At 62.4% G+C, this 22,972-nt stretch carries 20 protein-coding genes; 7 read left to right on the top strand and 13 right to left on the bottom strand.

Features of this window, described 5'->3' with window-relative positions; genetic code table 11:
- Positions 1–209 precede the first annotated feature (209 nt).
- Positions 210–812, bottom strand: coding sequence for a YbhB/YbcL family Raf kinase inhibitor-like protein (locus tag DLM46_RS15115; RefSeq protein WP_115101566.1), 603 nt, complete (start codon positions 810–812; stop codon positions 210–212).
- Positions 813–1,081: 269 nt separating this feature from the next.
- Between DLM46_RS15115 and DLM46_RS15110 the strand changes: the two genes are divergently transcribed.
- Complete coding sequence (locus DLM46_RS15110) at positions 1,082–1,771, top strand: response regulator (protein WP_115101565.1); 690 nt, start codon at positions 1,082–1,084, stop codon at positions 1,769–1,771.
- Positions 1,772–1,878: 107 nt separating this feature from the next.
- Here DLM46_RS15110 and DLM46_RS15105 read toward each other — a convergent pair whose 3' ends face one another.
- A complete protein-coding gene (locus tag DLM46_RS15105) occupies positions 1,879–2,565 on the bottom strand; it encodes an orotate phosphoribosyltransferase (RefSeq protein ID WP_115101564.1) in 687 nt (228 codons plus the stop codon).
- A gap of 364 nt (positions 2,566–2,929) precedes the next feature.
- Here DLM46_RS15105 and DLM46_RS15100 point away from each other — a divergent pair, with 364 nt between their 5' ends.
- Both DLM46_RS15100 and DLM46_RS15095 read left to right on the top strand, forming a co-directional pair.
- Positions 2,930–4,162, top strand: a complete 1,233-nt coding sequence (locus DLM46_RS15100) for an MFS transporter (RefSeq protein ID WP_115101563.1) — start codon at positions 2,930–2,932, stop codon at positions 4,160–4,162.
- Positions 4,163–4,452: 290 nt separating this feature from the next.
- Positions 4,453–6,735 carry an NADP-dependent malic enzyme gene (locus DLM46_RS15095; RefSeq protein ID WP_115101562.1) on the top strand — a complete coding sequence of 761 codons (2,283 nt, stop codon included), beginning with the start codon at positions 4,453–4,455 and terminating at the stop codon, positions 6,733–6,735.
- Positions 6,736–6,958: 223 nt separating this feature from the next.
- Here the strand turns inward: DLM46_RS15095 and DLM46_RS15090 are convergent, their stop codons facing one another.
- Positions 6,959–10,558 (bottom strand): indolepyruvate ferredoxin oxidoreductase family protein, encoded by a 3,600-nt coding sequence (locus DLM46_RS15090; RefSeq protein ID WP_115101561.1) that lies wholly within the window; start codon positions 10,556–10,558, stop codon positions 6,959–6,961.
- A 359-nt stretch (positions 10,559–10,917) separates the two neighbouring features.
- Here DLM46_RS15090 and DLM46_RS15085 point away from each other — a divergent pair, with 359 nt between their 5' ends.
- The gene (locus DLM46_RS15085; RefSeq protein ID WP_115101560.1) at positions 10,918–11,115 is read left to right on the top strand and encodes a hypothetical protein; all 198 of its coding nucleotides are present in this window, start codon (positions 10,918–10,920) and stop codon (positions 11,113–11,115) included.
- 136 nt (positions 11,116–11,251) lie between these two features.
- Here DLM46_RS15085 and hppD read toward each other — a convergent pair whose 3' ends face one another.
- Positions 11,252–12,349, bottom strand: a complete 1,098-nt coding sequence (gene hppD, locus DLM46_RS15080; protein ID WP_115101559.1) for a 4-hydroxyphenylpyruvate dioxygenase — start codon at positions 12,347–12,349, stop codon at positions 11,252–11,254.
- A gap of 294 nt (positions 12,350–12,643) precedes the next feature.
- Here hppD and DLM46_RS15075 point away from each other — a divergent pair, with 294 nt between their 5' ends.
- On the top strand, positions 12,644–13,141 hold the full coding sequence (locus DLM46_RS15075; RefSeq protein ID WP_115101558.1) for an Lrp/AsnC family transcriptional regulator: 498 nt from the start codon (positions 12,644–12,646) through the stop codon (positions 13,139–13,141).
- A gap of 79 nt (positions 13,142–13,220) precedes the next feature.
- On the opposite strand, the gene DLM46_RS15070 is transcribed toward DLM46_RS15075, so the two are convergent.
- From DLM46_RS15070 to paaA, 8 genes are all read right to left on the bottom strand, one after another.
- Positions 13,221–13,889 carry a GNAT family N-acetyltransferase gene (locus DLM46_RS15070; protein ID WP_115101793.1) on the bottom strand — a complete coding sequence of 223 codons (669 nt, stop codon included), beginning with the start codon at positions 13,887–13,889 and terminating at the stop codon, positions 13,221–13,223.
- A 233-nt stretch (positions 13,890–14,122) separates the two neighbouring features.
- The gene (locus tag DLM46_RS15065; protein ID WP_115101557.1) at positions 14,123–14,731 is read right to left on the bottom strand and encodes a TetR/AcrR family transcriptional regulator; all 609 of its coding nucleotides are present in this window, start codon (positions 14,729–14,731) and stop codon (positions 14,123–14,125) included.
- An 11-nt stretch (positions 14,732–14,742) separates the two neighbouring features.
- Positions 14,743–15,558 (bottom strand): DUF1835 domain-containing protein, encoded by an 816-nt coding sequence (locus tag DLM46_RS15060; RefSeq protein ID WP_115101556.1) that lies wholly within the window; start codon positions 15,556–15,558, stop codon positions 14,743–14,745.
- 157 nt (positions 15,559–15,715) lie between these two features.
- Positions 15,716–16,804: a 1,2-phenylacetyl-CoA epoxidase subunit PaaE gene (gene paaE, locus DLM46_RS15055; protein WP_115101555.1), complete on the bottom strand. Its 1,089-nt coding sequence runs from the start codon at positions 16,802–16,804 to the stop codon at positions 15,716–15,718.
- 1 nt (position 16,805) lies between these two features.
- Positions 16,806–17,348, bottom strand: coding sequence for a 1,2-phenylacetyl-CoA epoxidase subunit PaaD (gene paaD / locus DLM46_RS15050; protein ID WP_115101554.1), 543 nt, complete (start codon positions 17,346–17,348; stop codon positions 16,806–16,808).
- Positions 17,349–17,369: 21 nt separating this feature from the next.
- Positions 17,370–18,173: a 1,2-phenylacetyl-CoA epoxidase subunit PaaC gene (gene paaC, locus DLM46_RS15045; RefSeq protein ID WP_115101553.1), complete on the bottom strand. Its 804-nt coding sequence runs from the start codon at positions 18,171–18,173 to the stop codon at positions 17,370–17,372.
- 8 nt (positions 18,174–18,181) lie between these two features.
- Positions 18,182–18,466 carry a 1,2-phenylacetyl-CoA epoxidase subunit PaaB gene (gene paaB, locus DLM46_RS15040; protein ID WP_073432200.1) on the bottom strand — a complete coding sequence of 95 codons (285 nt, stop codon included), beginning with the start codon at positions 18,464–18,466 and terminating at the stop codon, positions 18,182–18,184.
- Positions 18,467–18,505: 39 nt separating this feature from the next.
- A complete protein-coding gene (gene paaA, locus DLM46_RS15035) occupies positions 18,506–19,504 on the bottom strand; it encodes a 1,2-phenylacetyl-CoA epoxidase subunit PaaA (protein WP_115101552.1) in 999 nt (332 codons plus the stop codon).
- A gap of 215 nt (positions 19,505–19,719) precedes the next feature.
- On the opposite strand from paaA, the gene DLM46_RS15030 reads away from it, so the two are divergent.
- On the top strand, positions 19,720–21,345 hold the full coding sequence (locus DLM46_RS15030) for an NAD(P)/FAD-dependent oxidoreductase (protein WP_115101551.1): 1,626 nt from the start codon (positions 19,720–19,722) through the stop codon (positions 21,343–21,345).
- Between the two features lie 72 nt (positions 21,346–21,417).
- Positions 21,418–22,686 (top strand): SGNH/GDSL hydrolase family protein, encoded by a 1,269-nt coding sequence (locus tag DLM46_RS15025; RefSeq protein ID WP_115101550.1) that lies wholly within the window; start codon positions 21,418–21,420, stop codon positions 22,684–22,686.
- A gap of 54 nt (positions 22,687–22,740) precedes the next feature.
- Here the strand turns inward: DLM46_RS15025 and DLM46_RS39845 are convergent.
- On the bottom strand, positions 22,741–22,972 hold a 232-nt coding region (locus DLM46_RS39845), incomplete at its 5' end, for a hypothetical protein (protein WP_208866280.1).

Here is a 22,972-nt window from a genome sequence, read left to right as displayed (position 1 = left end):
CGGCAAGGTGAACAGGGAAGGGGTGAAGCACGGCGAAGGCGCGCGGATGCAGCGGCGCGCCATCCACAAGCATCGCGTACACTGGCTTTCCGCACATTAGCGTGCACGGATGACAGAATTTCGGCCCGGGCGGCAATGCGATGCTGGCGAGCTGCCAATTCACGCACCGCCAGGCGATATGCGTGCGTCGAGCGTAATGGCGTTCGATGCTATCGCCCGTAATTGACCACCATCCGCGCACTGCCGAGCGTCGCGGTGCCGATCTCGTGATCGAACATCAGCGCCGGGCGGCCCTGCCCGAGCCGCAGGTCGGCGGTGCTCAACGCATAAACGGTGATCACATAACGGTGCGGTTTGCCGGGTGGCGGGCAAGGGCCGCCGTAGCCGTCGATGTCGAAATCATTGCGCGCCTCGACCGCGCCGAGTTTCTTGAGATAGCCCGACGAACTGGCGTTCTCCGGCAGGCGGTCGACGCTGGCCGGAATGCCGGCGACCGCCCAATGCCACCAGCCGCGGCCGGGCGCATCCGGGTCGAACAGGGTGACCGCGAAGCTGCGTGTACCCGTCGGCGCGTCGTGCCAGGTCAGTTGCGGCGAGTGGTTGCCGCCTTTGCAGTCGTCCTGATCGAAGACTTGCGCGGCATCCACTGTGCCGCCCGCATGGAAGCTGGCGCTGGTGAGCGCGAATGCGCCTTCGGCGAGCGCGTGAGGGCCCTGCGCCGCCAGTAGCGCAAGACTCAGCATTGCGCAGGTGAAGGACGGCAGACGGCGGTGGGGTGAGGCAAACGAAACAACCAGGCAACGCGAGCGCATGTGCCGGTTCTCCTGTCAGGGCGCGAGGCGGTTGTCCTCGCGATGATTATTGTCCCTATTTTGTGCCCCAAGGTCGAATCAAGTCCAACACTAGCTTGATTGGCCGTTCGTCAGCCCAGTTGGCGGGCTTGGTTTGGCGGTGAAATCGGCTATAGTCGGAGGAATATTCCGCGTGCGCAAAAGAGTGCGCATTCGAATAGTTCGAGTACACGGAATAGAAAGGCATGGCAGAAGTTTCGGAGAGCGGTTTATCAGTCGAGGGAAGGGCAATGCAAGATCCAGTCAGGGTCGTGCTGGCCGACGACCATCCGGTGATTGTGTTCGGCGCCGAACAGGCGTTGCTCAAGTTTCCAGGCGTTCAGGTGGTCGCGCGAGCGCGCCAGTCAACCGAGTTGATGAAGGTGCTGCAGACGGTTGCGTGTGACGTGCTCGTTACGGATCTGGCGATGCCAGGTGGCCAATACGGCGACGGTTTGCCGTTGATCGGGTATTTGCGCCGCAATTTTCCCGGCCTTCCCATCGTCGTGCTGACAATGCTGGAAAACGCCGCGTTGCTCAAGCGGCTGAGCGAGCTCGGCGTCAACGCGGTCGTCAACAAGTCGGACGATCTGAGCCATATCGGCCTCGCGGTGCAGCACGTCAGCCGCAACCTCGAATATATGAGCCCGTTGGTCAAGGCGGCGCTGGATACGCTGCGCATGAATGCCGGCGGCAAGACCGACGACGCGATGCTGTCGAGGCGTGAACTCGAGGTAGTGCGCCTGTTCGTGTCCGGCATGATGATCAAGGAAATCTCGGAGCAGCTCAATCGCAGCATCAAGACGATCAGCACGCAGAAGAACACGGCGATGCGCAAGCTCGGCATCGAGCGTGATTCGGAGTTGTTCCAGTACGCGCAGAGCAACGGCTTGCTGAATCTGTCGTCGAATTCGGCGGACGATACCGGCGCCGCGTCTTAGCCGCAATGCGCTAGTTCACCCGCCCAGGCGAGGTCGATGAAAAAGGCCGCCTGTCGACAAGACAGGCGGCCTTCTTATTTCAGCCGCATCGAGCGGCTACGCTGCGCTTACTGCGGTGTCGAGGTTGCGCCGCCGTGCGCGGCCGACCATTCGGCCGGTGCGTGGAGGAATTTCTCCACTTCATCAAGCGTCTTGGTGTCGAAGTAGCCCGCTTGCTTGGCGACGCGCAACACGTCCCACCAGGTGGCAAGCGCGTGCAGATCGACGTCGATGTCTTTCAGCACCGACACGCTTTCCTTGAAGATGTTGTAGTGGAACAGCACGAAGCAGTGGTTCACCGTGGCGCCGGCCGTGCGCAGCGCGTTGATGAAGTTGATCTTGCTGCGGCTGTCGGTGGTCAGGTCTTCGACCAGCAGGACGCGCTGGCCTTCGGTCAGCAGACCTTCGATCTGCGCGTTGCGGCCGAAACCCTTCGGCTTCTTGCGCACGTATTGCATCGGCACCATCAGGCGGTCGGACAGCCATGCCGCGAACGGGATGCCGGCGGTTTCGCCACCGGCGACCGCGTCGATCTGCTCATAGCCGACATCGCGCAGGATGGTGGTCTCGGCCATTTCCATCAGGCCGCGGCGCACGCGTGGATACGAGATCAGCTTGCGGCAGTCGATGTAAACCGGGCTCGCCCAGCCGGACGTGAAAATGTACGGTTTCTCCGCGTTGAAGTGCACTGCTTGCACTTCCAGCAGCATCTTGGCGGTGGTGTCGGAGATCGTCTGGCGATCGAAGCCTGTCATGGGCGGATCCTTGGGTGTGAGCGGGGGAAGGCGGGCGCGCGGCCCGGTGGCGCAGCAAGCGGGGTATACCGCGCCGTTCAGAGCGAAATGCCGGGCGGGATACGCAGCCGGTCAGTGGAATGCAGGCCGGTGTTTGCTGCGCGCGTAGCCCGATATTTTACCCGAATCGGACTCTCCCGAGGAGGCCGTTGTGCGCATTGGCGGCCCACGACGGTCGTATCGATCGTGCCGAACGGGTCGTTCAGGCTTCGTTTGGAGCCGCTTTTTGGCTTGCTTGTGAGCAGCTCGAGCGGCCTTTACACTCACGCGAATTTCCTGGGCGTTCGCGCATCTTTGGCGCCCCGCGACCTACGGATTACTTTCAATGACCCCCGCTTCTTCTGCTGCCGACACCCTTGCACCCGCCAAACCCGGCTATGCCGGCCGGGCGCTGATCGCCTCGGTGCTCGGCTACGCGATGGACGGCTTCGACCTGCTGATCCTCGGTTTCATGCTGCCGGTGATTGCGGCCGATCTGCATCTGTCGTCTGCGCAGGCCGGTTCGCTTGTCACGTGGACGCTGATCGGCGCTGTGGCCGGCGGGTCGATCTTCGGCGTATTGAGCGACTATTTCGGCCGCGTGCGCATGCTCACGTGGACGATCCTGATCTTCGCCGTGTTCACCGGCTTGTGTGCGGTGGCACAAGGCTATGCCGACCTGCTGACCTATCGGACCATTGCCGGCATTGGTCTGGGCGGCGAGTTCGGTATCGGTATGACGCTGGTGGCCGAAGCGTGGCCGGCTTCCCAGCGGGCGCGCGTGTCGTCGTATGTCGGGCTTGGCTGGCAACTCGGCGTGCTGGCGGCCGCGCTGCTTACCCCGCTGCTGTTGCCGGTGATCGGCTGGCGCGGCATGTTCGCGCTCGGGTTGTTGCCCGCGGTGGTGTCGTTTTTCGTGCGACGGCGCGTCGAGGAACCGGCGCTGTTCGCCGAGCGCGTGGCGCGTGGCATGCGCAAGCTGCCGCTGAAGCTGCTGGCAGCCGACGCGCGCACGGCACGCGCGAGCATCGGCGTGGTGCTTCTCTGTTCGGTGCAGAACTTCGGCTATTACGGTCTGATGATCTGGCTGCCGAGCTATTTGTCCAAGACCTTCGGCTATTCGCTGACCCGATCCGGGCTGTGGACCGCCGCGACGGTTCTCGGCATGGCGTGCGGCATCTGGCTGTTCGGCATCGCCGCCGACCGCTTCGGCCGCAAGCCGGCGTTCCTGTTCTACCAGGCGGGCGCCGTCGTGATGGTGTTTGTCTACGCCCATCTGACGACGCCGATGGCGCTACTGATCGGCGGCGCGGCCATGGGCGTGTTCGTCAACGGGATGATCGGCGGCTATGGCGCGCTGATCTCCGAGCTTTATCCGACCGATGCGCGCGCCACCGCGCAGAACGTGCTGTTCAACGTCGGGCGGGCGGTCGGCGGCTTCGGGCCGGTCGCGGTGGGCGCATTGGCCGCACGCTATTCGTTCGGCGCGGCGCTCGCGTTGCTCGCGTCGATCTATCTGCTCGACATTTTCGCCACGCTGTTTCTGATCCCCGAACGACGCGGCGCCGCGCTCGAATGACCCCCACGCGGCAGCCTGCAAAACGCGCCCCGGATGCGGCGCCGCAGCATGGCAGCGCCCTGTTTTGTCGATGGTGAGCCGCGTTAACCAGTCAGTGCATCGACGCATTCGGGGTGTACACTAACCGACCCGCGTAGCACTCCGCACCGTCCTGCCCTCCGCCGAGGTTCGACGCCGCGCCCAACCGGCGCATGCGAAACCGCCGCCGTCGATTATCCATTCGATAGTTGCAAGCGACGCATACGGTGCAGTGTGCCGGGCCCAATTTCTTACGTCTCGCAGGCCAAAAAATGGACGAACAACTTAAGCAAAGCGCTCTCGCATACCACCAGAATCCGAAACCCGGCAAGATTTCGGTCACGCCCACCAAGCCGCTGTCGAACCAGCTCGACCTGTCGCTGGCTTACTCGCCGGGCGTCGCGGCGGCCTGTATGGCGATCTACGACGAACCGCTCGACGCGCAGAAATACACCTCGCGCGGCAACCTCGTCGGCGTGATCACCAACGGCACGGCCGTGCTGGGTCTCGGCAACATCGGCCCGCTCGCCGCGAAGCCGGTGATGGAAGGCAAGGGCTGCCTCTTCAAGAAGTTCGCGGGCATCGACGTGTTCGACATCGAACTCTCCGAGTCCGATCCGGACAAGCTGGTCGAAGCGATCGCGATGCTCGAGCCCACGCTGGGCGGCATCAACCTCGAAGACATCAAGGCGCCGGAATGCTTCTACATCGAGAAGAAGCTGCGCGCGCGCATGAAGATTCCGGTCTTCCACGACGATCAGCACGGCACCGCGATCATTGCGTCGGCGGCGATTCTGAACGGCCTGAAAGTGGTCGGCAAGAAGCTCGACGAGGTGAAGCTGGTGTGTTCGGGCGCGGGCGCTGCGGCGATCGCGTGTCTGGATCTGCTGGTGAACCTGGGTCTGTCGAAGAAGAACGTTCTCGTCACCGATTCGAAGGGCGTGATCTACGAAGGCCGCGGCAATCTGGATCCGTCGAAGGAACGTTATGCGGCGAACACCGAAGCGCGCACGCTGGCCGACGCGATTCGCGGCGCCGACGTGTTCCTCGGCTGCTCGAGCGCCGGCGTGCTGAAGCCGGAAATGGTCGCCGAAATGGGTACGCGGCCGCTGATTCTCGCGCTGGCCAATCCGGAGCCGGAAATCCGCCCGGAGGAAGCAAAGAAGGTGCGCCCGGACTGCATCATCGCGACGGGCCGTTCGGACTACCCGAACCAGGTCAACAACGTGCTGTGCTTCCCGTTCATCTTCCGCGGCGCGCTGGATGTCGGCGCAACCACGATCACGGAAGAAATGAAGCTCGCGTGCGTGCGCGCGATCGCCGAGCTGGCCGAAGAAACCGATCAGGGCGATGAAGTCGCCAAGGCCTACGAAGGCCACTCGCTCGAATTCGGTCCTGAATACCTGATTCCGAAGCCGTTCGATCCGCGTCTGATCATCAAGATCGCGCCGGCTGTCGCGCAAGCCGCGATGGACTCGGGCGTCGCGACCCGTCCGATCAAGGACATGGACGCGTATCGCGAAGAGCTCGGCACGACCGTGTACCGCACCGGCATGGTGATGCGTCCGGTGTTCGCCGCGGCGAAGTCGGAGCCGGCGCGCATCGTGTTCGCCGAAGGCGAAGACGAGCGCGTGCTGCGCGCCGCGCAATTCGTGCTGCTGGAAAAGATCGCCAGGCCGATTCTGGTCGGCCGCCCGTCGGTGATCGCGATGCGTCTGAAGAAGATGGGCTCGAAGCTCAAGGGCGGCGAAGACTTCGAGATCGTCGATCCGGAAGACGATCCGCGCTATCAGCAATGCTGGCAGGCGTACCACGAACTCGGCGCGCGTGAAGGCGTGACGCCGGACGTCGCGAAGGCTGCGATGCGCAAGTTCAACACGCTGATCGGCGCGATCCTCGTGCGCCTCGGCGAAGCGGACGGCATGATCTGCGGGATGATCGGCCAGTACCACACGCATCTGAAGTTCATCGAGCAGGTGCTCGGCAAGGCGGACAACGTGGAGAACTTCGCCGCGATGAATCTGCTGATGCTGCCGGGCCGGAACCTGTTCATCTGCGATACGTACGTGAACGAGACGCCGACTGCCGAGCAGCTCGCCGACATGACGATGCTGGCTTCGCGCGAGATCGAGAAGTTCGGCATTACGCCGAAGGTCGCGTTGCTGTCGAATTCGAACTTCGGCAGTGCGCCGTCTTCGTCGTCGCAACGCATGACGGCGGCGCGCAAGCTGATCGTCGAACGTGCGCCTTCGCTCGAAATCGACGGTGAAATGCACGGCGATGCGGCGTTGTCGGAAGTGGTCCGCAAGGCTGCGTTCCCGGGCACCACGTTGAGCGGCGAAGCGAACCTGCTGATCATGCCGAACGTCGAAGCGGCGAATATCGCTTACAACCTGCTGAAGATGGTCGGCGGCGAAGGCGTGACGGTCGGTCCGTTCCTGCTGGGCGCGGCAAAGCCGGTACATGTCCTGACGCCGGCTGCGACCGTGCGCCGGATCATCAACATGACGGCAGTGGCCTCGGCCAATGCACGCAAGCTGGTGAACGCGCAGTAATGCGGATCGCTTGAAGGTTGAAGCGGCGCCGCATTGCGGCACTGCTGCGAGCAAACGAAAACGCCACGGAAGTGATTCCGTGGCGTTTCTTTTTGGCGAATCCTTGTCGAAACAGGCAAAAAAGGCGACTGTCCGTGAGGACAGCCGCCTTTTTCCGTTTCAGGCCGATGCAACCGATCAAGCCGATTCGATCAGCCGGATCCGATCAGCCAGCCGGACCCGGTCAGGCCGCGTGCTGAGCCTTTCCTGCCTCCGGCGAGCGCCAGCGCGTCAGCAACTCGTTCCACTTGATCCGCGCACCCTTCAGGTTGTTTTCCTTCACGTGACCGTAGCCGCGGATACCGTCCGGCAGATTCGCCAGTTCGATCGCCAGCTCACGCTTTTGCACCGTCAGGCCGCCGATCAGTTCGCGCACCAGTGCCTCGTATTCGACGATCAACGCACGCTCGGTGCGACGCTCTTCCGTCTTGCCGAACACATCGAATGCGGTGCCGCGCAGGAACTTCAGCTTGGCCAGCACGTGCATGGCGCTGAACATCCACGGTCCGTACTTCTTCTTGATCAGGTGACCTTGGGCGTCCTTCTTCGAGAACGTCGGCGGTGCGAGGTGGAGGTTCAGCTTCCAGTCGCCTTCGAAAGTGCTCTTCAACTTTTCGATGAACGCCGGGTCGCTGTACAGGCGTGCGACTTCATACTCGTCCTTGTACGCCATCAGCTTGTGCAGGTTCTTCGCGACCGCTTCAGTCAACGGCAACTGGCCGTCGATCGAATCGAGCGCCGATTCCGCCGTCCGCACTTGCGACACCAACGCGCGATACCGGTCAGCGTACGCCGCGTTTTGCCATGCGGCGAGGTAGTCGGCGCGCTTGTCGATCAGCGTGTCGAGCGCCTTTGGCGTATGCAGCGAGATGATCTTGCTGCTCGCCGTTTCCTCGGCGCCACCGCGTCCTTGCGACTGCGCGAGCTTGCGCACGGCGGCCAGATCATGCGCGGCGCGACGGCCCCATTCGAATGCCGCGCGATTCTTCTCGACCTGCACATTGTTCAGTTCGATCGCACGCATCAGTGACTGATACGTCAGCGGCACCCAGCCACGCTGCCATGCATAGCCGAGCACGAACGGGTTCGTATAGATCGCGTCGCCGAGCAGCGCGACGGCGAAGTGATTCGCGTCGACCGTATCGACAGCATCGTCGCCGGCGCCGGCGCGTACATCCGCTTCCGTGCTGCTGCCCGGGAAGCGCCAGTTCGGGTTCTTGATGAGCTCGGCCGTCGGCGTGTGTGCGCTATTCAGCACGACGCGCGTGCGGCCCGCCTGCATCCGCGAGACGCATTCGTCGCTGGCGGTAACGATCGCGTCGCAGCCGATCACGAGGCTCGCCTCGCCCATCGCGATGCGCGTCGCGTGGATGTCTGCTGGCTGGTTGGCGATCTGCACGTGGCTCATCACGGCGCCGCCTTTTTGCGCGAGGCCGGTCACGTCGAGTACCGTGACGCCCTTGTTCTCCAGATGCGCGGCCATGCCCAGCAGCGCACCGATCGTCACGACGCCCGTGCCGCCGACCCCCGTCACCAGCACCCCGTAAGGGCGTTCGATCGACGGTAGTTCGGGTTCCGGCACCGGCGGCATCCCATCGCCAACAATGCCGGACGCCGCCTTTGGCTTGCGCAGTTGGCCGCCTTCCACCGACACGAAGCTCGGGCAAAACCCGTTGACGCACGAGAAGTCTTTGTTGCAGGTCGATTGATTGATCTGGCGCTTGGTGCCGTACTCGGTATCCATAGGCTCGACCGACAGGCAATTTGACTTGACCGAGCAATCGCCGCAACCTTCGCACACGGCCTCGTTGATCACCACGCGGCGCGCCGGATCCGGATACGTGCCGCGTTTCCGGCGGCGGCGCTTTTCAGTCGCGCAGGTCTGGTCGTAAATCAGGATCGTGGTGCCGGAAATCTCGCGAAGCTGGCGCTGCACCTCATCGAGCTTGTCGCGATGATGAATGTCGATGCCGGGCGCGAGGCCGACGTTCGCCGAGTACTTCTCCGGCTCGTCGGTGACGATCACGATCTTCGTCGCGCCTTCGGCGGCAAGTTGATGCGTGATCTGCGGCACGGTCAGCACGCCGTCGACCGGCTGGCCGCCGGTCATGGCGACCGCGTCGTTATAGAGAATCTTGTAGGTGATGTTCGCCTTCGACGCGATCGCCGCGCGAATCGCGAGCAGGCCCGAGTGGAAATAGGTGCCGTCGCCGAGGTTGGCGAACACATGCTTGTCGTTGGTGAACGGCGCCTGCCCGATCCACGCGACGCCTTCGCCGCCCATCTGGCTGAAGGTGCTGGTGCTGCGGTCCATCCACACGGTCATATAGTGACAGCCGATTCCCGCCATCGCGCGCGAGCCTTCCGGCACATTGGTCGACGTGTTGTGCGGGCAGCCCGAGCAGAACCACGGTTTGCGCTCGGCTTCGACGCGCGGGCGCGCCAGCGCTTTTTCCTTCGCTTCGATCACGGCGATGCGCATGGCGATGCGAGCGCGCACGTCGGACGGCAGATCGAACTTGTCGAGCCGCGTGGCGATTGCCTTGGCGATGATCGCCGGCGACAGCTCGTAATGCGCCGGCAGTAGCCAGTTGCCCATCGGCACGGACCATTCGCCGCCCGCGCCGTCTTTCTCGTCGAACTTGCCGAACACCCGCGGACGCTGCGTGTCCGGCCAGTTGTACAGTTCTTCCTTGATCGCGTACTCGAGAATCTGGCGCTTCTCTTCAACCACCAGAATTTCGTCGAGACCGCGCGCGAAGGCGTGCGCGCCTTGCGCTTCGAGCGGCCATACGCAGCCGACCTTGTACAGACGGATGCCGATACGCGAACAGGTTTCGTCGTCGAGACCGAGGTCGGTCAGCGCCTGGCGGACGTCGAGATAGGCCTTGCCGCCCGTCATGATGCCGAAGCGCGCTTGCGGCGAATCGATTTCGATGCGGTCGAGTTTGTTCGCGCGCACGTAAGCGAGCGCCGCGTACCACTTGTAGTCCAGCAGACGCGCTTCCTGGACCAGCGGCGGATCCGGCCAACGGATATTCAGGCCGCCTTCGGGAATCGCGAAGTCGTCCGGCAGAATGATTTTGGTGCGTTGCGGATCGATATCGACCGACGCTGACGACTCGACCACGTCGGTCACGCACTTCATCGCGACCCAGAGGCCGGAATAGCGGCTCATGGCCCAGCCGTGCAGGCCGAAGTCGAGGTATTCCTGCACGTTCGACGGGAACAGCACCGGCAAACCGCACGCCTTGAAGATGTGTTCGGACTGGTGCGCGAGTGTCGAGGATTTGGCCGCGTGGTCATCGCCCGCCAGGACGAGAACGCCGCCGTGCTGCGATGAGCCGGCCGAGTTGCCATGCTTGAAAACGTCGCCGCTGCGGTCGACGCCCGGACCTTTGCCGTACCACATCGAGAACACGCCGTCGTATTTGGCGCTCGGATACAGGTTGACCTGCTGCGACCCCCACACGGCGGTTGCCGCGAGGTCTTCATTGACGCCGGGCTGGAACACGACCTGGTGTGCGGCGAGGTGCTGCTTCGCTTTCCACAACGACTGGTCGAGTCCGCCGAGCGGCGATCCGCGATAGCCGGAGATGAAGCCGGCGGTATTGAGTCCGGCGGCCCGGTCGCGTTCCTGCTGCAACATCGGCAGGCGCACCAGCGCCTGGATGCCGCTCATGTAGGCGCGGCCGCGTTCCAGGGTGTATTTGTCGTCGAGCGTGACGGAAGACAACGCGGCTTCGAGCGAGGCTCGCTGACCTGCGTCCAGCGGGGCATTCATTATGTGTACTCCTCCACCCAGTTTGGGATCGCCAAAACTTTCTTGGGCCGCGGCATCTTGTGAATGCGTAGGGCCGGGGTCGCCATATTGACGTGTTTTAAGTGATGGTAGCACTGGTGAAAACCCGCCGCTTCGTGCCAAAAGTGCGGCGGTGCAGCGTGATTTGCGAGGAATCGCGCCGGGTTACGGCCAGCGGCCGGTGGCGTGCACCATGCCGCTGTAACAAGCTGTAAAACCTTCAAAACTGTGGAACCGAGGTTGAAATGCCTGTCTAATCCCGCACCTGTGAGCAATGTTCGCGCAACGCTCCGCATTCGGTGGAGCTTCGCGACAGCAGGGCAGTCAGAAAAGGAGTACGCATGAACACGAGAAATATCCAGACGTTCCTGATGGTCTCAGCCGCATTCTTCGCAATGAGCGCACCGGTGCGCTCGGGCAGCGCAGGGACGCTGTCGTCGAACGCAGTCATCCGCACGGCTCAAGTCGCGCAGGCGTGCATTGCGGTGGAGCGGCTCACGCAATCCAGGCGGGACGACGAGGAAGAGCAGAATTCGTGATGCGTCGCTGATGCGGCGTGTCGGTTGAAAACCCGGTCGTTGTCTAGCTGAGGACGACGGCTTAAACGGCAAGGGGCGAAGATTTTGCGATCTTCGCCCTTTTTGTTTCAGGCTGCACCTCGCTGTACAGATGTTGTTAGACCTTGTCCTGCACTACGCCGCGGCGGATCTGATCCAGTTCGATCGATTCGAACAACGCCTTGAAGTTGCCCTCGCCGAAGCCCTGGTTGCCCTTGCGCTGAATGATCTCGAAGAAGATCGGGCCAATCTGGTTTTCGGTAAAGATCTGGAGCAGCAGATCGTCCGGCGCGCCGTCGATCAGAATCTTGCGCTTGCGCAGTTCGTCGAGCGGCTCGCCGTGATTCGGCACGCGGCGGTCCACCAGTTCATAGTACGTGTCGATCGTGTCGAGCAGCGCGATATTCGCCGCGCGCAGACCGTCCACCGTACGATAGATGTCATTGCTGCCGAGCGCGATGTGCTGGATGCCTTCGCCGTGATAAGCGTCGAGGTATTCCTGGATCTGACCGGCAGTTTCCGACCCTTCTTCGTTGATCGGAATGCGGATCTTGCCGCATGGCGAGGTCATCGCCTTTGACTTCACGCCCGTCACCTTGCCTTCGATGTCGAAGTAACGCACTTCGCGGAAGTTGAACAGGCGCTCATAGAACTCCGCCCATTCCTGCATGCGTCCGCGGTGGACGTTGTGCGTCAGGTGATCGATGTAGGTGAGACCGTGACCAACCGGATTCGGGTTCGCCCCCGGAATCGGCTCGAAGTCGACGTCGTAAATATCGATGTTGCCGATGCTGTTCGGCTCTGCGCCGTTCTTGCCGCGCCAGCGGTCGACAAAGTAGATCAGCGAGTCGCCGATGCCCTTGATTGCCGGGATGTTCAGCTCCATCGGACCGGTTTTGTTGTCGAAGCCCCAGGCGCCTTTTTCGAGCGCCTGCTTGTAGGCCTTCGCCGCATCCTGCACGCGGAAAGCGATCGCGCAGATCGACGGGCCGTGCAGGCGCGTGAAGCGTTGCGCAAACGAGTCCTGTTCCCCGTTGACGATGAAGTTGATTTCGCCCTGGCGATACAGCGTCACGTCTTTGTGACGATGCCGTGCGACGGCAGTGAAGCCCATTTGTTCGAACAGCTTGCCGAGCGCCTTCGGATCGGGCGCGGTGTATTCGATGAATTCGAAGCCGTCGGTGCCGACCGGGTTGTCCCAAGTTGAAACCTTCATTGTCTGTCTCCTGTGTCGACCAGAGTTAGCGCTTCAGCGCTAACTCTGGTCCCATGCAAAGCGGTCGACCAGAGTTAGCGCTTCAGCTGTCGGCCGGAGTTAGTGCTTTAGCACTTACTCCGGGCCCATGCAGAGCACTTACTCTGGTCCCATCCAAAGCTAAGGGACGCGCATATGGCGCGACTGAATGACGCAAGTGTAAAGGCCGAGCCTCGGCGAAAACTTGCGAACTTAATCGCGCACCGATACGCTTGCGCTATTTTCTAGCGCAATCTTTCACGTGGACGGCAGAAAATGGCCAATATAGAGATAGACGCCATCGACCGACGTATTCTGACGATCCTTCAGGAGAATGGCCGGCTATCGAATCAGGAGATCGCCGAGCGCGTCAACCTGTCGCCCAGCCCATGTTTGCGGCGTATTCGCCGGCTGGAGGAGAGCGGAGTGATTCGCGGCTACGTCGCGCTGCTCGACGCGCAAAAGCTTGGGCTCGATCTGCTCGCCTACGTCAATGTGCGGCTCGAAAAGCGCGGCGGTCCGGCGTTCAGTCCGCGTGGCGACGCCACGCATGCCGATCTGTTCCGCGCAGCGGTGCAAACATGGCCGGAAGTGGTGGCGTGTCACGCGATGACTGGCGATATGGATTACCTGCTGCGTGTTCAGGTCGAGGATATGGCGCATTTTTCGCGTTTCGTGCAGGACCAGTTGCTGCACCATCCGTCGGTGATCGACGTGAAGACGAGTTTTTCGCTCGAGAAGATCAAGGAGACGACGGCGCTGCCGATTTTGTAAGGGCAGCGCGGCGCGTGCGGCAGGAAAACAAAAAGGGCGGCCATGGCCGCCCTTGTCGTTTTCGCCCTAAGTGGGCCGCTTACGCTGCGGCCGCCGTCGGCAAAAACGATTCGAAAAGCTTCGATGTCCGGCGTGCCTGACGCTTGAGCGCGTAGTCGAACACCGCAGCCTGCTCCTGCAGCATCTCGGCGATGATGCTCGATTGGTCTGCCGGCGGCAGTGTCAGATAGGCGTCGGCTTCACCGTATGAGTATTCGATCTTCATGCCGGCCTTCTTCGCGATGTGCATCATGGTCGAATTGCGCGACAGGCAGTGCATATAGAGCATGGTGACGTGCGTATTGCGACTGCGAATGGCGGCGCGTTCGAAGAGCTTGGAACCGATGCCTTGGCCGCGCACACTTTCCAGCACCGAGACGCCGAACTCGGCGGTGCGCTTGTCGCCTTCGGCCGGCAGATACGCCAGATGGCCGACACCGGTGAGCTGCAATTGGCTATCGAATACGCCGAAGACGGTGTCGCGCGTGAAATCGATCGCGCGGACGTAGTTTTCGATGACGTGGTCCGGCACGATCTGACCGAAACGCAGCAAGCGATCGTCTTCGTCGAGTGCGAGGAAGTGGGTGAGCAGCCGTTCGCGATCGACGGCGGTGAGTTCCCGGACCAGAGCAGGCGCGCGACCGCCTGGCTGCAACGGGCGATCGTCTGCAACGATCGGCTCAGCGGCACGGGGTGTAAGCATGTTCATGGATAGGTTCTCCTTTTGATCGAGCGGATTGGTGCACCGCAAAAACGATTTTAGCGGAAATGCATATCCCTCACTAGGGAAAACCCGTATCAAATCTTGAGGAGACTGCCTAAAAAGTTTGCTCCCTATTTTTATGTATATGATTTTTAAATGGAAAATAAATTGAACGAGCGTTCGAGGCAAAGTGTCGTGCGTTAGCCACTATTTCGTCAGAACAATGCTGCCGTGCGCCATCAAGTCTGCGCGGTGCTCAATCCATGATCGACCATGCCGACCACCTGCTCGGCAAATTCCCGATAGCCCATCCGCCCGTCTGGCTTGAGCCAGGTGAACGTCCAGTTGATCATGCCGAACACCATCATCGTGAGGGCGGTCTGGTTTTCGCGCGTTGCGCGCTCGGGATAGGCGCGCGCCAGCTGCCGCGCGAACGCCGCCACCACGTCGCGCTGGCGGTTCAGGATGACCTCGCGCTGGCTGTCGACCAGATACTTCACGTCGTTCAGGAGCGCGACGTGCCGGCTGTGCGACGTCTCGTATTCCGACAGAAACGCGCGGATCAATTCGGCGAATGTCTCCCGTTCCGTCAATCCGCGGCGTTGGCTCGCCCCCTCGACCTCGGCAATGATCAGCATCAGCCGCTTCGTGTAACGGTCCAGCAGATCGAACAGGATCGCTTCTTTGCTTGCGTAGTAGTGGTACAGGCGCGCTTTCGAGGTGCCGCTCGCAGCGGCGAGATCGGCCATCGAGGTGCTCGGATAGCTGGTCTGGGCGAATTTCGCGGCGGCCAATTCGAGAATCTGGTCACGCTGCGTTTCGTGGTCGGGGGCTCGGGTGCGGGCCATGGTCGTTGGTTTTATTGATGTGAACAGGGAGTAAGGGTGGCGCACAGTTCCAGCGTGCGCCACGCGGTCGCGTCGCCGCGCAACTGGATGCGCCTGCTCGCGGCCAGTTCGCGGAAGCGCCACAGCACAACGCTGTCGCTAACCAGAAACCCGAGTTCGGCGGTCATCAATTCCGCGGCAATGGGCGCGGCCGGCTGCCAGGCGCCGCTCGCGTGCTCGAGAACCAGCGCGTCGAGGTCGGCGAAGCTGCCGCTCGTGAACGTGTTGTCGCGCCAGCGCCGCGTCTCGCCGTTGGCCTGTTTGACTTCCTGCCATTCGAGCGCGAGCCGGCTGATCCGTAGCATCGAAATCGGTGCGGCGTCCGGCAGGCGAGCCTGCAGCACGCTCGGCGGGAACATGCCGACGGACGTCGCGCGGTCTCTGCGGCTGTGCGCCCATGCGCCGGGATCGGTGAGATCGCGAATCGACAGGCGCACTTCGTTGAGCCGCTGCGGGCTGTTGCGCAGGTGATAGCCGACGCGGCGCAGCATCAATTGATCGGACGCGCTCTCGCCGTGCCAGACCACCAGATTCGCGGCGCCGCCCGCGATCGTTTCCAGCCTCGCCGCCTGCTCGCGCAATTCGCGAAGGAAATCGCGCGTCGTGTCCGTGCTGACGCGATCCCAGAAGTCCGCCCGCACATCGGGCGCATCGTCGATGCCGCGCAGCGGGCCAACCGCCAGATCGTCGCGCAGTGCGTGCACGCGCTCGTCGCGGCCCGCCTCATGCAGCGCGGTGCGCAGTGACTCGGCGGCGACATCGCCGTTGGTGAGATGGATCGTGCTCATCGGCAAGTGGCTTGGGCTGACAGATAACAAAAAGGGCCGCTCTCCGACGGGGACAATTGTCCGATCGATGAGCGGCCCTTAGTGTAAGCGGATCACGGACCTGCTGAAAGCGCTGCGGCCGTTACACATCAGCCCCGCAATGCGCCAATGCTCCAGTTCAACGTTCGTCGTAGCTCACCACCACGCGATCGCTGATCGGATGGCATTGGCAGGTGAGCACGAATCCGTCGCGAATCTCATGTTCTTCCAGCGTGTAGTTCTTTTCCATCTTGACTTCGCCTTCCAGCACTTTCGCGCGGCAGGTGCAGCAGACGCCACCCTTGCATGCATACGGCAGCGCGAGGCCCGCGCGCAGGCCGACGTCGAGTACGCTCACACCCTGATAAGGCAGGCGCAGCTTGCGTTTCTTGCCGTCAAGGACGATTTCGAGGTCGGCGGCAGGCGTGTCGTCGGTGATTTCGACGGGCGGCACCCCTGCTTGCGGCAGAGGCGAGCCGAAGCGCTCGACGTGCACCTTCCCGGACGGCACGCCGGCGGCTTTCAGCGCGGCTTCTGCGGCATCCATCATCGGGGCGGGGCCGCAGATGAACGCTTCGTCGATGGCATCCGCCGGCAGCAGGTTCTCGATGAAGGCTGCGCACTTATCCTGGTCGAGCACGCCGTTGAACAGCTCGACTTCCTGGAGGTCGTCTGACAGCACGTGATAGAGCACGAAGCGGCTCATGTAGCGGTTCTTCAGATCTTCGAGTTCTTCCGCGAACATGATCTGGTCCACACTGCGGTTGCCGTACACCAGCGTGAACGTGCTGCGCGGCTCGACTTCCAGGGTTGTCTTGATGATCGCCAGCACCGGCGTGATGCCCGAGCCGCCGGAAAACGCGATGTACTGCTTGCCCTGGTCCGCGTTCAGATGCGTGAAGAAGCGGCCGTCCGGCGTCATTACGTCGATCGTATGGCCGGGCTGCAGTGTATCGAACGCGAAGTTCGAAAAGCGCCCGCCGCGCACGCGCTTGATACCGATGCGCAGTTCGCCGTCGCGATCGTAATCGGTGACGCCTACGCAGATCGAATACGAGCGGCGCGTTTCCTCGCCGTCGATGTGCGTTTTAAGCGTGACGAACTGGCCCTGCGTGAAGCGGTATTGGTCGCGCAGTTCGACGGGAACTTCGAAAGCGACTGAAACCGCGTCGGCGGTTTCGGGTCGCACTTCGCGGATACGCAGCGGATGAAATTGCGGGGTGGCCATATCAGTATGGTTTGAAGTAGTCGAAGGGTTCGCGGCAGTCGATGCAGCGGTACAACGCCTTGCAGGCCGTCGAGCCGAATTGCGCGAGGCGTTCGGTATGCGCCGAGCCGCAACGGGGGCACGACGGCGCCGGCAGGGCGCGCGGTACGAAGCGCAGCACTTTTTCCTGCGACGGCGCAGCGTTGCCGCAATTGCCCGTGGGCGGTGCAATGCCGTAGGCGCGCAGCTTTTCGCGCGCGTCGGCGGTCATCCAGTCGGTGGTCCAGGCGGGCGCGAGCACGGTGGCGATCCGGTACGGCTTGAGTTCGGCCGCATCCAGCGCGTGGGCGACGTCTTCGGCGATTTGCGACATCGCCGGGCAACCCGAATAGGTTGGCGTGATGACGACTTCGAGCACGCCGTCGGCGGCGCGGCGCACGTCGCGCAGAATGCCGAGCTCACGAATCGATACCACCGGGATTTCCGGATCTGGGACCGTTTCGAGCACGGACCATACGCGTTCAAGCGTGGTGTCGGTAGCGGACATGGCAGTCGAGGTCGTCATCGGCGGATTCCGGTTGGGTGCTTACCAGCTGGCGCCCGGATGCTGGCGCGCGAGGCTTTGCATTTCGGCCAGTACGAAGCCCATGTGCTCCGAATGCTCGCCGTGCTTGCCGGTGGTGATGTGCTTGACGGCTTCCGGCAACGTCAGCGTGGCTTCGCCGAGCGTGGCGCGTACGTCGTCGAGCCAGGCGGCTTCGAGGTCCGACGTCAGCGGGCCGATGCCGGCGGCGGCGATGGTCTCCTCCACCTCGTCCACGCTGAAGAATTCACGCGTGTACGGCAGCAGATAGTCGAGCGCGGCTTGCGAGCGGCGATGCGATTCGTCGGTGCCGTCGCCGAAACGGATCAGCCATTCGCTGGCGTGGTGCACGTGATAACGGGTTTCCTTGATCGACTTCGACGCAATCGCCGCAAGCTGCTCGTCTTTCGACGTAGTGAGCGCTGTCCACAGATGCGCCATCAGCGTCGAGTACAGAAAATTGCGCACGATCGTGACCGCGTAGTCCTTCTCGGCCTGCGCAGTGCCGGACAGCGGCCCGTAGTGCGGCAACTCGGCCAGCGTGTAATTGGCGAATTCGCGTTCGGCACGGAAGTACGCGTAGTCGTCTTCGGTGCGGGTTTTGCCGGTGAGCTGCTGTTCCAGCGAAGCGGCGTGCGTGTACAGCAGGCGCGCCTGGCCGATCAGATCGAGGCTCATGTTCGACAGCGCGATGTCCTCTTCGAGGATCGGGCCGTGGCCGCACCATTCGGTATTGCGCTGACCGAGGATCAGCGCGGTATCCGCGAGGCGCAGCACGTACTTCAGATGTTCAGGCGTGATGTTCATGGCCGCGCTTACATGTGGTTGACTTCGTCGGGGAGCGTGTAGAACGTCGGGTGGCGATAGATCTTGTCGCCAGCCGGTTCGAACAGCTCCGCCTTGTCTTGCGGCGCGGACGCCGTAATCGCCGACGACGGCACCACCCAGATGCTCACGCCTTCCTGGCGGCGGGTGTAGACGTCGCGCGCCATACGCAGCGCCATCGGCGCGTCGGCGGCGTGCAGACTGCCGCAGTGTTTGTGGTCGAGTCCCTGCTTGCTGCGCACGAAGACTTCCCAAATCGGCCATTCCTTGTTCATTGCTGTTCTCCTGATACTTTGCCTGGTTTGCCGCCCGGTTCAGGCGGCGTGCTGCTGCGCACGCTGGCGCTGCTTTTCGGCGTGGGCGAGAGCGGCTTCGCGCACCCAGACGCCGTCGTCATGGGCTTTCACGCGGGTGGCGAGGCGTTCCCGGTTGCACGGGCCGTCACCGTTCACGACGCGCCAGAATTCTTCCCAGTCGATGTCGCCGTAGTCATAGTGGCCGCGCGCTTCGTTCCATTTCAGGTCCGGGTCCGGCAGCGTGACGCCGAGCACCTTGGCCTGGTCGACGGCGGCGTCGACGAATTTCTGGCGCAGATCGTCGTTGGAAATACGTTTGATGCCCCATTGCGACGACTGATTGCTGTGGATCGAGTCTTTGTCGCTCGGGCCGAACATCATCAGCACCGGCCACCACCAGCGGTTCACGGCCTGCTGGACCAACTCGCGTTGCGCTTCGGTGCCGGCCATCATCGACATCAGCGCGTCGAAACCCTGGCGTTGATGGAACGATTCTTCCTTGCAGATGCGGATCATCGCGCGGGCGTACGGCCCGTAGGTGCAGCGGCACAGCGGAATCTGGTTCATGATCGCCGCGCCGTCGACCAGCCAGCCGATCACGCCGACGTCCGCCCAGGTGGGCGTCGGGTAATTGAAGATGCTCGAATATTTGGCTTTGCCCGAATGCAGCGCCGCGATCAGCTGATCGCGCGACACGCCGAGCGTTTCTGCCGCGCTATATAGATAGAGGCCGTGACCGGCTTCGTCCTGCACTTTGGCGAGCAGGATCGCCTTACGCTTCAGGCTGGGCGCGCGCGTGATCCAGTTGCCTTCCGGCAGCATGCCGACGATTTCCGAATGAGCGTGCTGCGAGATTTGCCGCACCAGCGTCTTGCGGTAGGCCTCGGGCATCCAGTCCTGCGGTTCGATTTTGCCGTCGGCGGTCATGACCGCATCGAATTGCGCCTGCTCGGGCGAACCTGCGCCGGCGTCGAGCGGGGCGACATTGCCGGGGATATCCAGGGATTGCGTATACATGGGGACGCTCTCAGCGGAAGTTGTCTGTGTCTGCGCAGTATAAATCAACCGACCGGTCGGTTGATAAATTTTTAAGATGATGCCGCTGTCTCGATAGGGGGAGAAGGGCGTCGTTGACCAGGCGTTTCGCGACCGCCGCTGCCCCGTGCCGACGCATAACCTATAAAATTGTGAATTGGCCGCGATTTGCGGCCTTCCTGCATCCCCCGGTACTCATGTTACGTCTAAGCGAAATCAAACTCCCGCTCGACCATCCCGAAAGCGCTCTCGACGGCGCGATCCTCGCGCGCCTCGGAGAACTCGGCGTGGCGGCGGACGGCCTCATCCGATACACCGTGTTTCGCCGCGCGCACGACGCACGCAAGCGCGCCGACATCAAGTTGACGTATATCGTCGATGTCGAGGTGAACGATGAGCCGGCCGCGCTCAGGCGGCTCGCGGACGTTCCGCACTGCAGCGTGACGCCGGATATGACGTACCGTTTCGTCGCCAAAGCGCCAGCGCAATTGAACGTACCGCGTCCGGTCGTAATCGGCATGGGCCCGTGCGGTCTGTTTGCCGGTCTGATCCTCGCGCAGATGGGCTTCCGGCCGATCATTCTGGAGCGCGGCAAGGCGGTGCGCGAGCGCACCAAGGACACTTTTGGCCTATGGCGCAAGTCGGTGCTGAATCCCGAATCGAACGTGCAGTTCGGCGAAGGCGGCGCGGGGACGTTCTCGGACGGCAAGCTTTATAGCCAGATCAAGGATCCGAAGCACTACGGCCGTAAGGTGCTCGACGAATTCGTCAGGGCGGGCGCGCCGGAGGACATTCTTTATCTGAGCCGGCCGCATATCGGCACGTTCCGCCTCGTCAGCATGGTCGAGAAGATGCGCGCGACCATTCATGAGCTTGGTGGCGAGGTTCGATTCGAGACGCGGGTCGACGATATCGAGATCGATCAGGGCAAGGTGCGCGGGCTCAAGCTCTCGACCGGCGACACCTTGCGCTGCGATCATGTCGTGCTGGCGGTCGGCCATAGCGCACGCGATACCTTCCAGATGCTGCACGATCGCGGCGTCTATATCGAGGCGAAGCCGTTTTCGCTGGGGTTCCGGATCGAGCACCCGCAAGGGGTGATCGATCGCAGCCGTTTCGGCAAGTTCGCCGGCCACAAGCAGCTGGGCGCCGCCGACTATAAGGTGGTCCATCACTGCAGCAACGGGCGCGCGGTTTATAGCTTCTGCATGTGTCCGGGCGGTACTGTCGTCGCCGCCACCTCCGAGCCGGGGCGTGTGGTCACTAACGGGATGAGTCAGTACTCACGTGCGGAGCGCAATGCGAATGCGGGGATCGTCGTCGGCATTACCCCGGACGATTATCCGGGTGGCCCGCTCGCCGGCATTGCTTTTCAGCGCAAATGGGAAGAGCGTGCGTTCGAGCTGGGTGGCGGCAATTATTGTGCGCCGGGTCAGCTGGTCGGCGATTTTATTGCGGGCCGGCCGTCCACGTCGCTGGGTTCGGTGGTGCCGTCATACAAGCCGGGCGTGCATCCGACCGATCTCAGCACCGCGCTGCCCGATTACGTGATCGAAGCGATTCGTGAAGCGCTGCCGCAGCTGGACAAGAAGATTGCCGGTTTCGCGATGCATGACGCAGTGCTGACGGGCGTCGAGACGAGAACGTCGTCGCCGATCCGGGTGCGTCGCCGGGACGATTATCAGAGTATGAATGTCGAGGGCCTGTATCCGGCCGGCGAAGGCGCGGGGTATGCCGGCGGGATCTACTCGGCGGCTATCGACGGAATCGAAGTGGCGGAAGCCCTGGCGTTGAAGATGACCGAAGCGCTGGCCGCGGCGTGAGTGGGACTGAGCGCGGCAGTTGGCGCGATCGATCGGGCACAATGCACATTTGGCCTCGAACCGACTACCCGAATGACCATTCGCACCCTGGTTGCCGCATGTGGCGCGGCGCTACTGTCCCAATTTGCTGTTGCCTCGACTGTTTTCGCCGCGGACGCCCCGAACCATTGGGTCACCGCTTGGGCGACGGCCCTGCAGCCCATTCCACAGCGCGCGGATTTGCCGTCGCTGTACCGCGCCCCGGAGGTAGCGGGGCGCACGGTTCGCCAGATCGTCTACCCGACACTGTCTGGAAAATCCGCACGGATTCATCTCAGCAACGAATACGGCAAGACTCCGCTCGTCATTGACGATCTGCGCATTGCCCGCTCGGCGGGCGGCACCGCAGCCTTGGGCAACGGGGAGACGCGCGTGACCTTTGGCGGCAAGGGCGCCGTGAGCATTCCAGCGGGCGGCGAACTGGATAGCGATACGGTGGCTATCGATATCGCCGCAGGCGTGCCCTATGCGATTAGCGCCTTCATGGGGCCGGAACAGAGAATTATGGCGTGGCACCGCGTCTCGAACCAGGTGAATTACGTCTCCGCACCGGGCAATCACACAGCGGACGCTTCCGCAGATTCATTTCGTGGCCGGTTTACGCACTACGTATGGGTGACTGGCTTGTCGGTGGATGTGCCTTCATCGGCTACCGTTGCGGCCATTGGCGATTCGATCACCGACGGTATGCGCTCCAGTTTGAATCAGAATCGCCGCTGGCCGGACGCGCTGGCGCACCGGCTCGCCGGCAGCGGCGATCGCTCTACCGCGATCGTCAATCTCGGCATTAGCGGCAACCGCCTGCTGAGCGACTCGCCGTGCTACGGGGACGCGCTTGTGCGACGCTTCGATCGCGATGTGCTCGAACGGCCGGGCGTCAAAACAGCGATCCTGCTGATCGGCATCAACGACATCAATTTCGCAGCAATGCCCCCTCGCAGTGGTCTCGATTGCGATTTCCCGCATACGTCAGTGACGGCGCCCGACCTGATCGCTGGTTATCAGAGGGTGATCGCTGTCGCGCGGCACCGCGGCGTGAAGATCTTCGGCGCAACGCTGACACCGGCGTCGTTGCCGGCGCCGAGAGAAAGCATACGGCTCGCGGTCAATCAATGGATCCGTACCAGCCACGCGTTCGACGGCGTCGTGGATTTCGACGCTGCCTTGCGCGACCCGGCGCACCCGGACCGCCTGCAGCGCGCCTTGGACAGTGGCGACAACATTCATCCTGGGGACGCCGGCTACGCCGCAATGGCCGAGGCGGTTCCTATGGACGCTGTAGTGAATTTGCCCCGAAAGTGACTCGCCAAAAAAATATTTTCGTCAAACCCTTGTCACATGGCTGATGTTCGCCTACTATTCGCCTCCTCGTTTGCGAACGAGCGCCGCTGCAGGAACCAGCGGCCGTAGCGTCAACAAGGTTTTAAGCGAAAGCGAAAAAATTTTGTTGACGAAACGAAAAAGATTCTTCATAATCCCGTTTCTCTGCTGCTGATGCAGCGACGCAGAACGAAGCGGTGCCGGGTGGTTGTGAGGTTGACGACGCGCGGTGCGGGTTCGGTGGTGACTGCGGAACCGATCTTTAAAA

Source organism: Paraburkholderia lacunae, assembly GCF_003353175.1.
Lineage (GTDB): Bacteria > Pseudomonadota > Gammaproteobacteria > Burkholderiales > Burkholderiaceae > Paraburkholderia > Paraburkholderia lacunae.
Note: the sequence above shows the minus strand (reverse complement) of the source record. Positions and strands in the feature narration are given on the sequence as shown.

Excerpts from the sequence above, each read along its gene's own strand:
- paaC (WP_115101553.1), bottom strand. The coding sequence starts at position 18,173 with ATGAACATCACGCCTGAACATCTGAAGTACGTGCTGCGCCTCGCGGAT.
- DLM46_RS15025 (WP_115101550.1), top strand. The coding sequence starts at position 21,418 with ATGACCATTCGCACCCTGGTTGCCGCATGTGGCGCGGCGCTACTGTCC.
- DLM46_RS15085 (WP_115101560.1), top strand. The coding sequence starts at position 10,918 with ATGAACACGAGAAATATCCAGACGTTCCTGATGGTCTCAGCCGCATTC.
- DLM46_RS15095 (WP_115101562.1), top strand. The coding sequence starts at position 4,453 with ATGGACGAACAACTTAAGCAAAGCGCTCTCGCATACCACCAGAATCCG.
- DLM46_RS15060 (WP_115101556.1), bottom strand. The coding sequence starts at position 15,558 with ATGAGCACGATCCATCTCACCAACGGCGATGTCGCCGCCGAGTCACTG.
- DLM46_RS15090 (WP_115101561.1), bottom strand. The coding sequence starts at position 10,558 with ATGAATGCCCCGCTGGACGCAGGTCAGCGAGCCTCGCTCGAAGCCGCG.
- DLM46_RS15030 (WP_115101551.1), top strand. The coding sequence starts at position 19,720 with ATGTTACGTCTAAGCGAAATCAAACTCCCGCTCGACCATCCCGAAAGC.
- paaE (WP_115101555.1), bottom strand. The coding sequence starts at position 16,804 with ATGGCCACCCCGCAATTTCATCCGCTGCGTATCCGCGAAGTGCGACCC.
- DLM46_RS15115 (WP_115101566.1), bottom strand. The coding sequence starts at position 812 with ATGCGCTCGCGTTGCCTGGTTGTTTCGTTTGCCTCACCCCACCGCCGT.
- paaD (WP_115101554.1), bottom strand. The coding sequence starts at position 17,348 with ATGACGACCTCGACTGCCATGTCCGCTACCGACACCACGCTTGAACGC.
- DLM46_RS15100 (WP_115101563.1), top strand. The coding sequence starts at position 2,930 with ATGACCCCCGCTTCTTCTGCTGCCGACACCCTTGCACCCGCCAAACCC.
- DLM46_RS15110 (WP_115101565.1), top strand. The coding sequence starts at position 1,082 with ATGCAAGATCCAGTCAGGGTCGTGCTGGCCGACGACCATCCGGTGATT.
- paaB (WP_073432200.1), bottom strand. The coding sequence starts at position 18,466 with ATGAACAAGGAATGGCCGATTTGGGAAGTCTTCGTGCGCAGCAAGCAG.
- DLM46_RS15070 (WP_115101793.1), bottom strand. The coding sequence starts at position 13,889 with ATGAACATGCTTACACCCCGTGCCGCTGAGCCGATCGTTGCAGACGAT.
- DLM46_RS15105 (WP_115101564.1), bottom strand. The coding sequence starts at position 2,565 with ATGACAGGCTTCGATCGCCAGACGATCTCCGACACCACCGCCAAGATG.
- DLM46_RS15075 (WP_115101558.1), top strand. The coding sequence starts at position 12,644 with ATGGCCAATATAGAGATAGACGCCATCGACCGACGTATTCTGACGATC.
- paaA (WP_115101552.1), bottom strand. The coding sequence starts at position 19,504 with ATGTATACGCAATCCCTGGATATCCCCGGCAATGTCGCCCCGCTCGAC.
- hppD (WP_115101559.1), bottom strand. The coding sequence starts at position 12,349 with ATGAAGGTTTCAACTTGGGACAACCCGGTCGGCACCGACGGCTTCGAA.
- DLM46_RS15065 (WP_115101557.1), bottom strand. The coding sequence starts at position 14,731 with ATGGCCCGCACCCGAGCCCCCGACCACGAAACGCAGCGTGACCAGATT.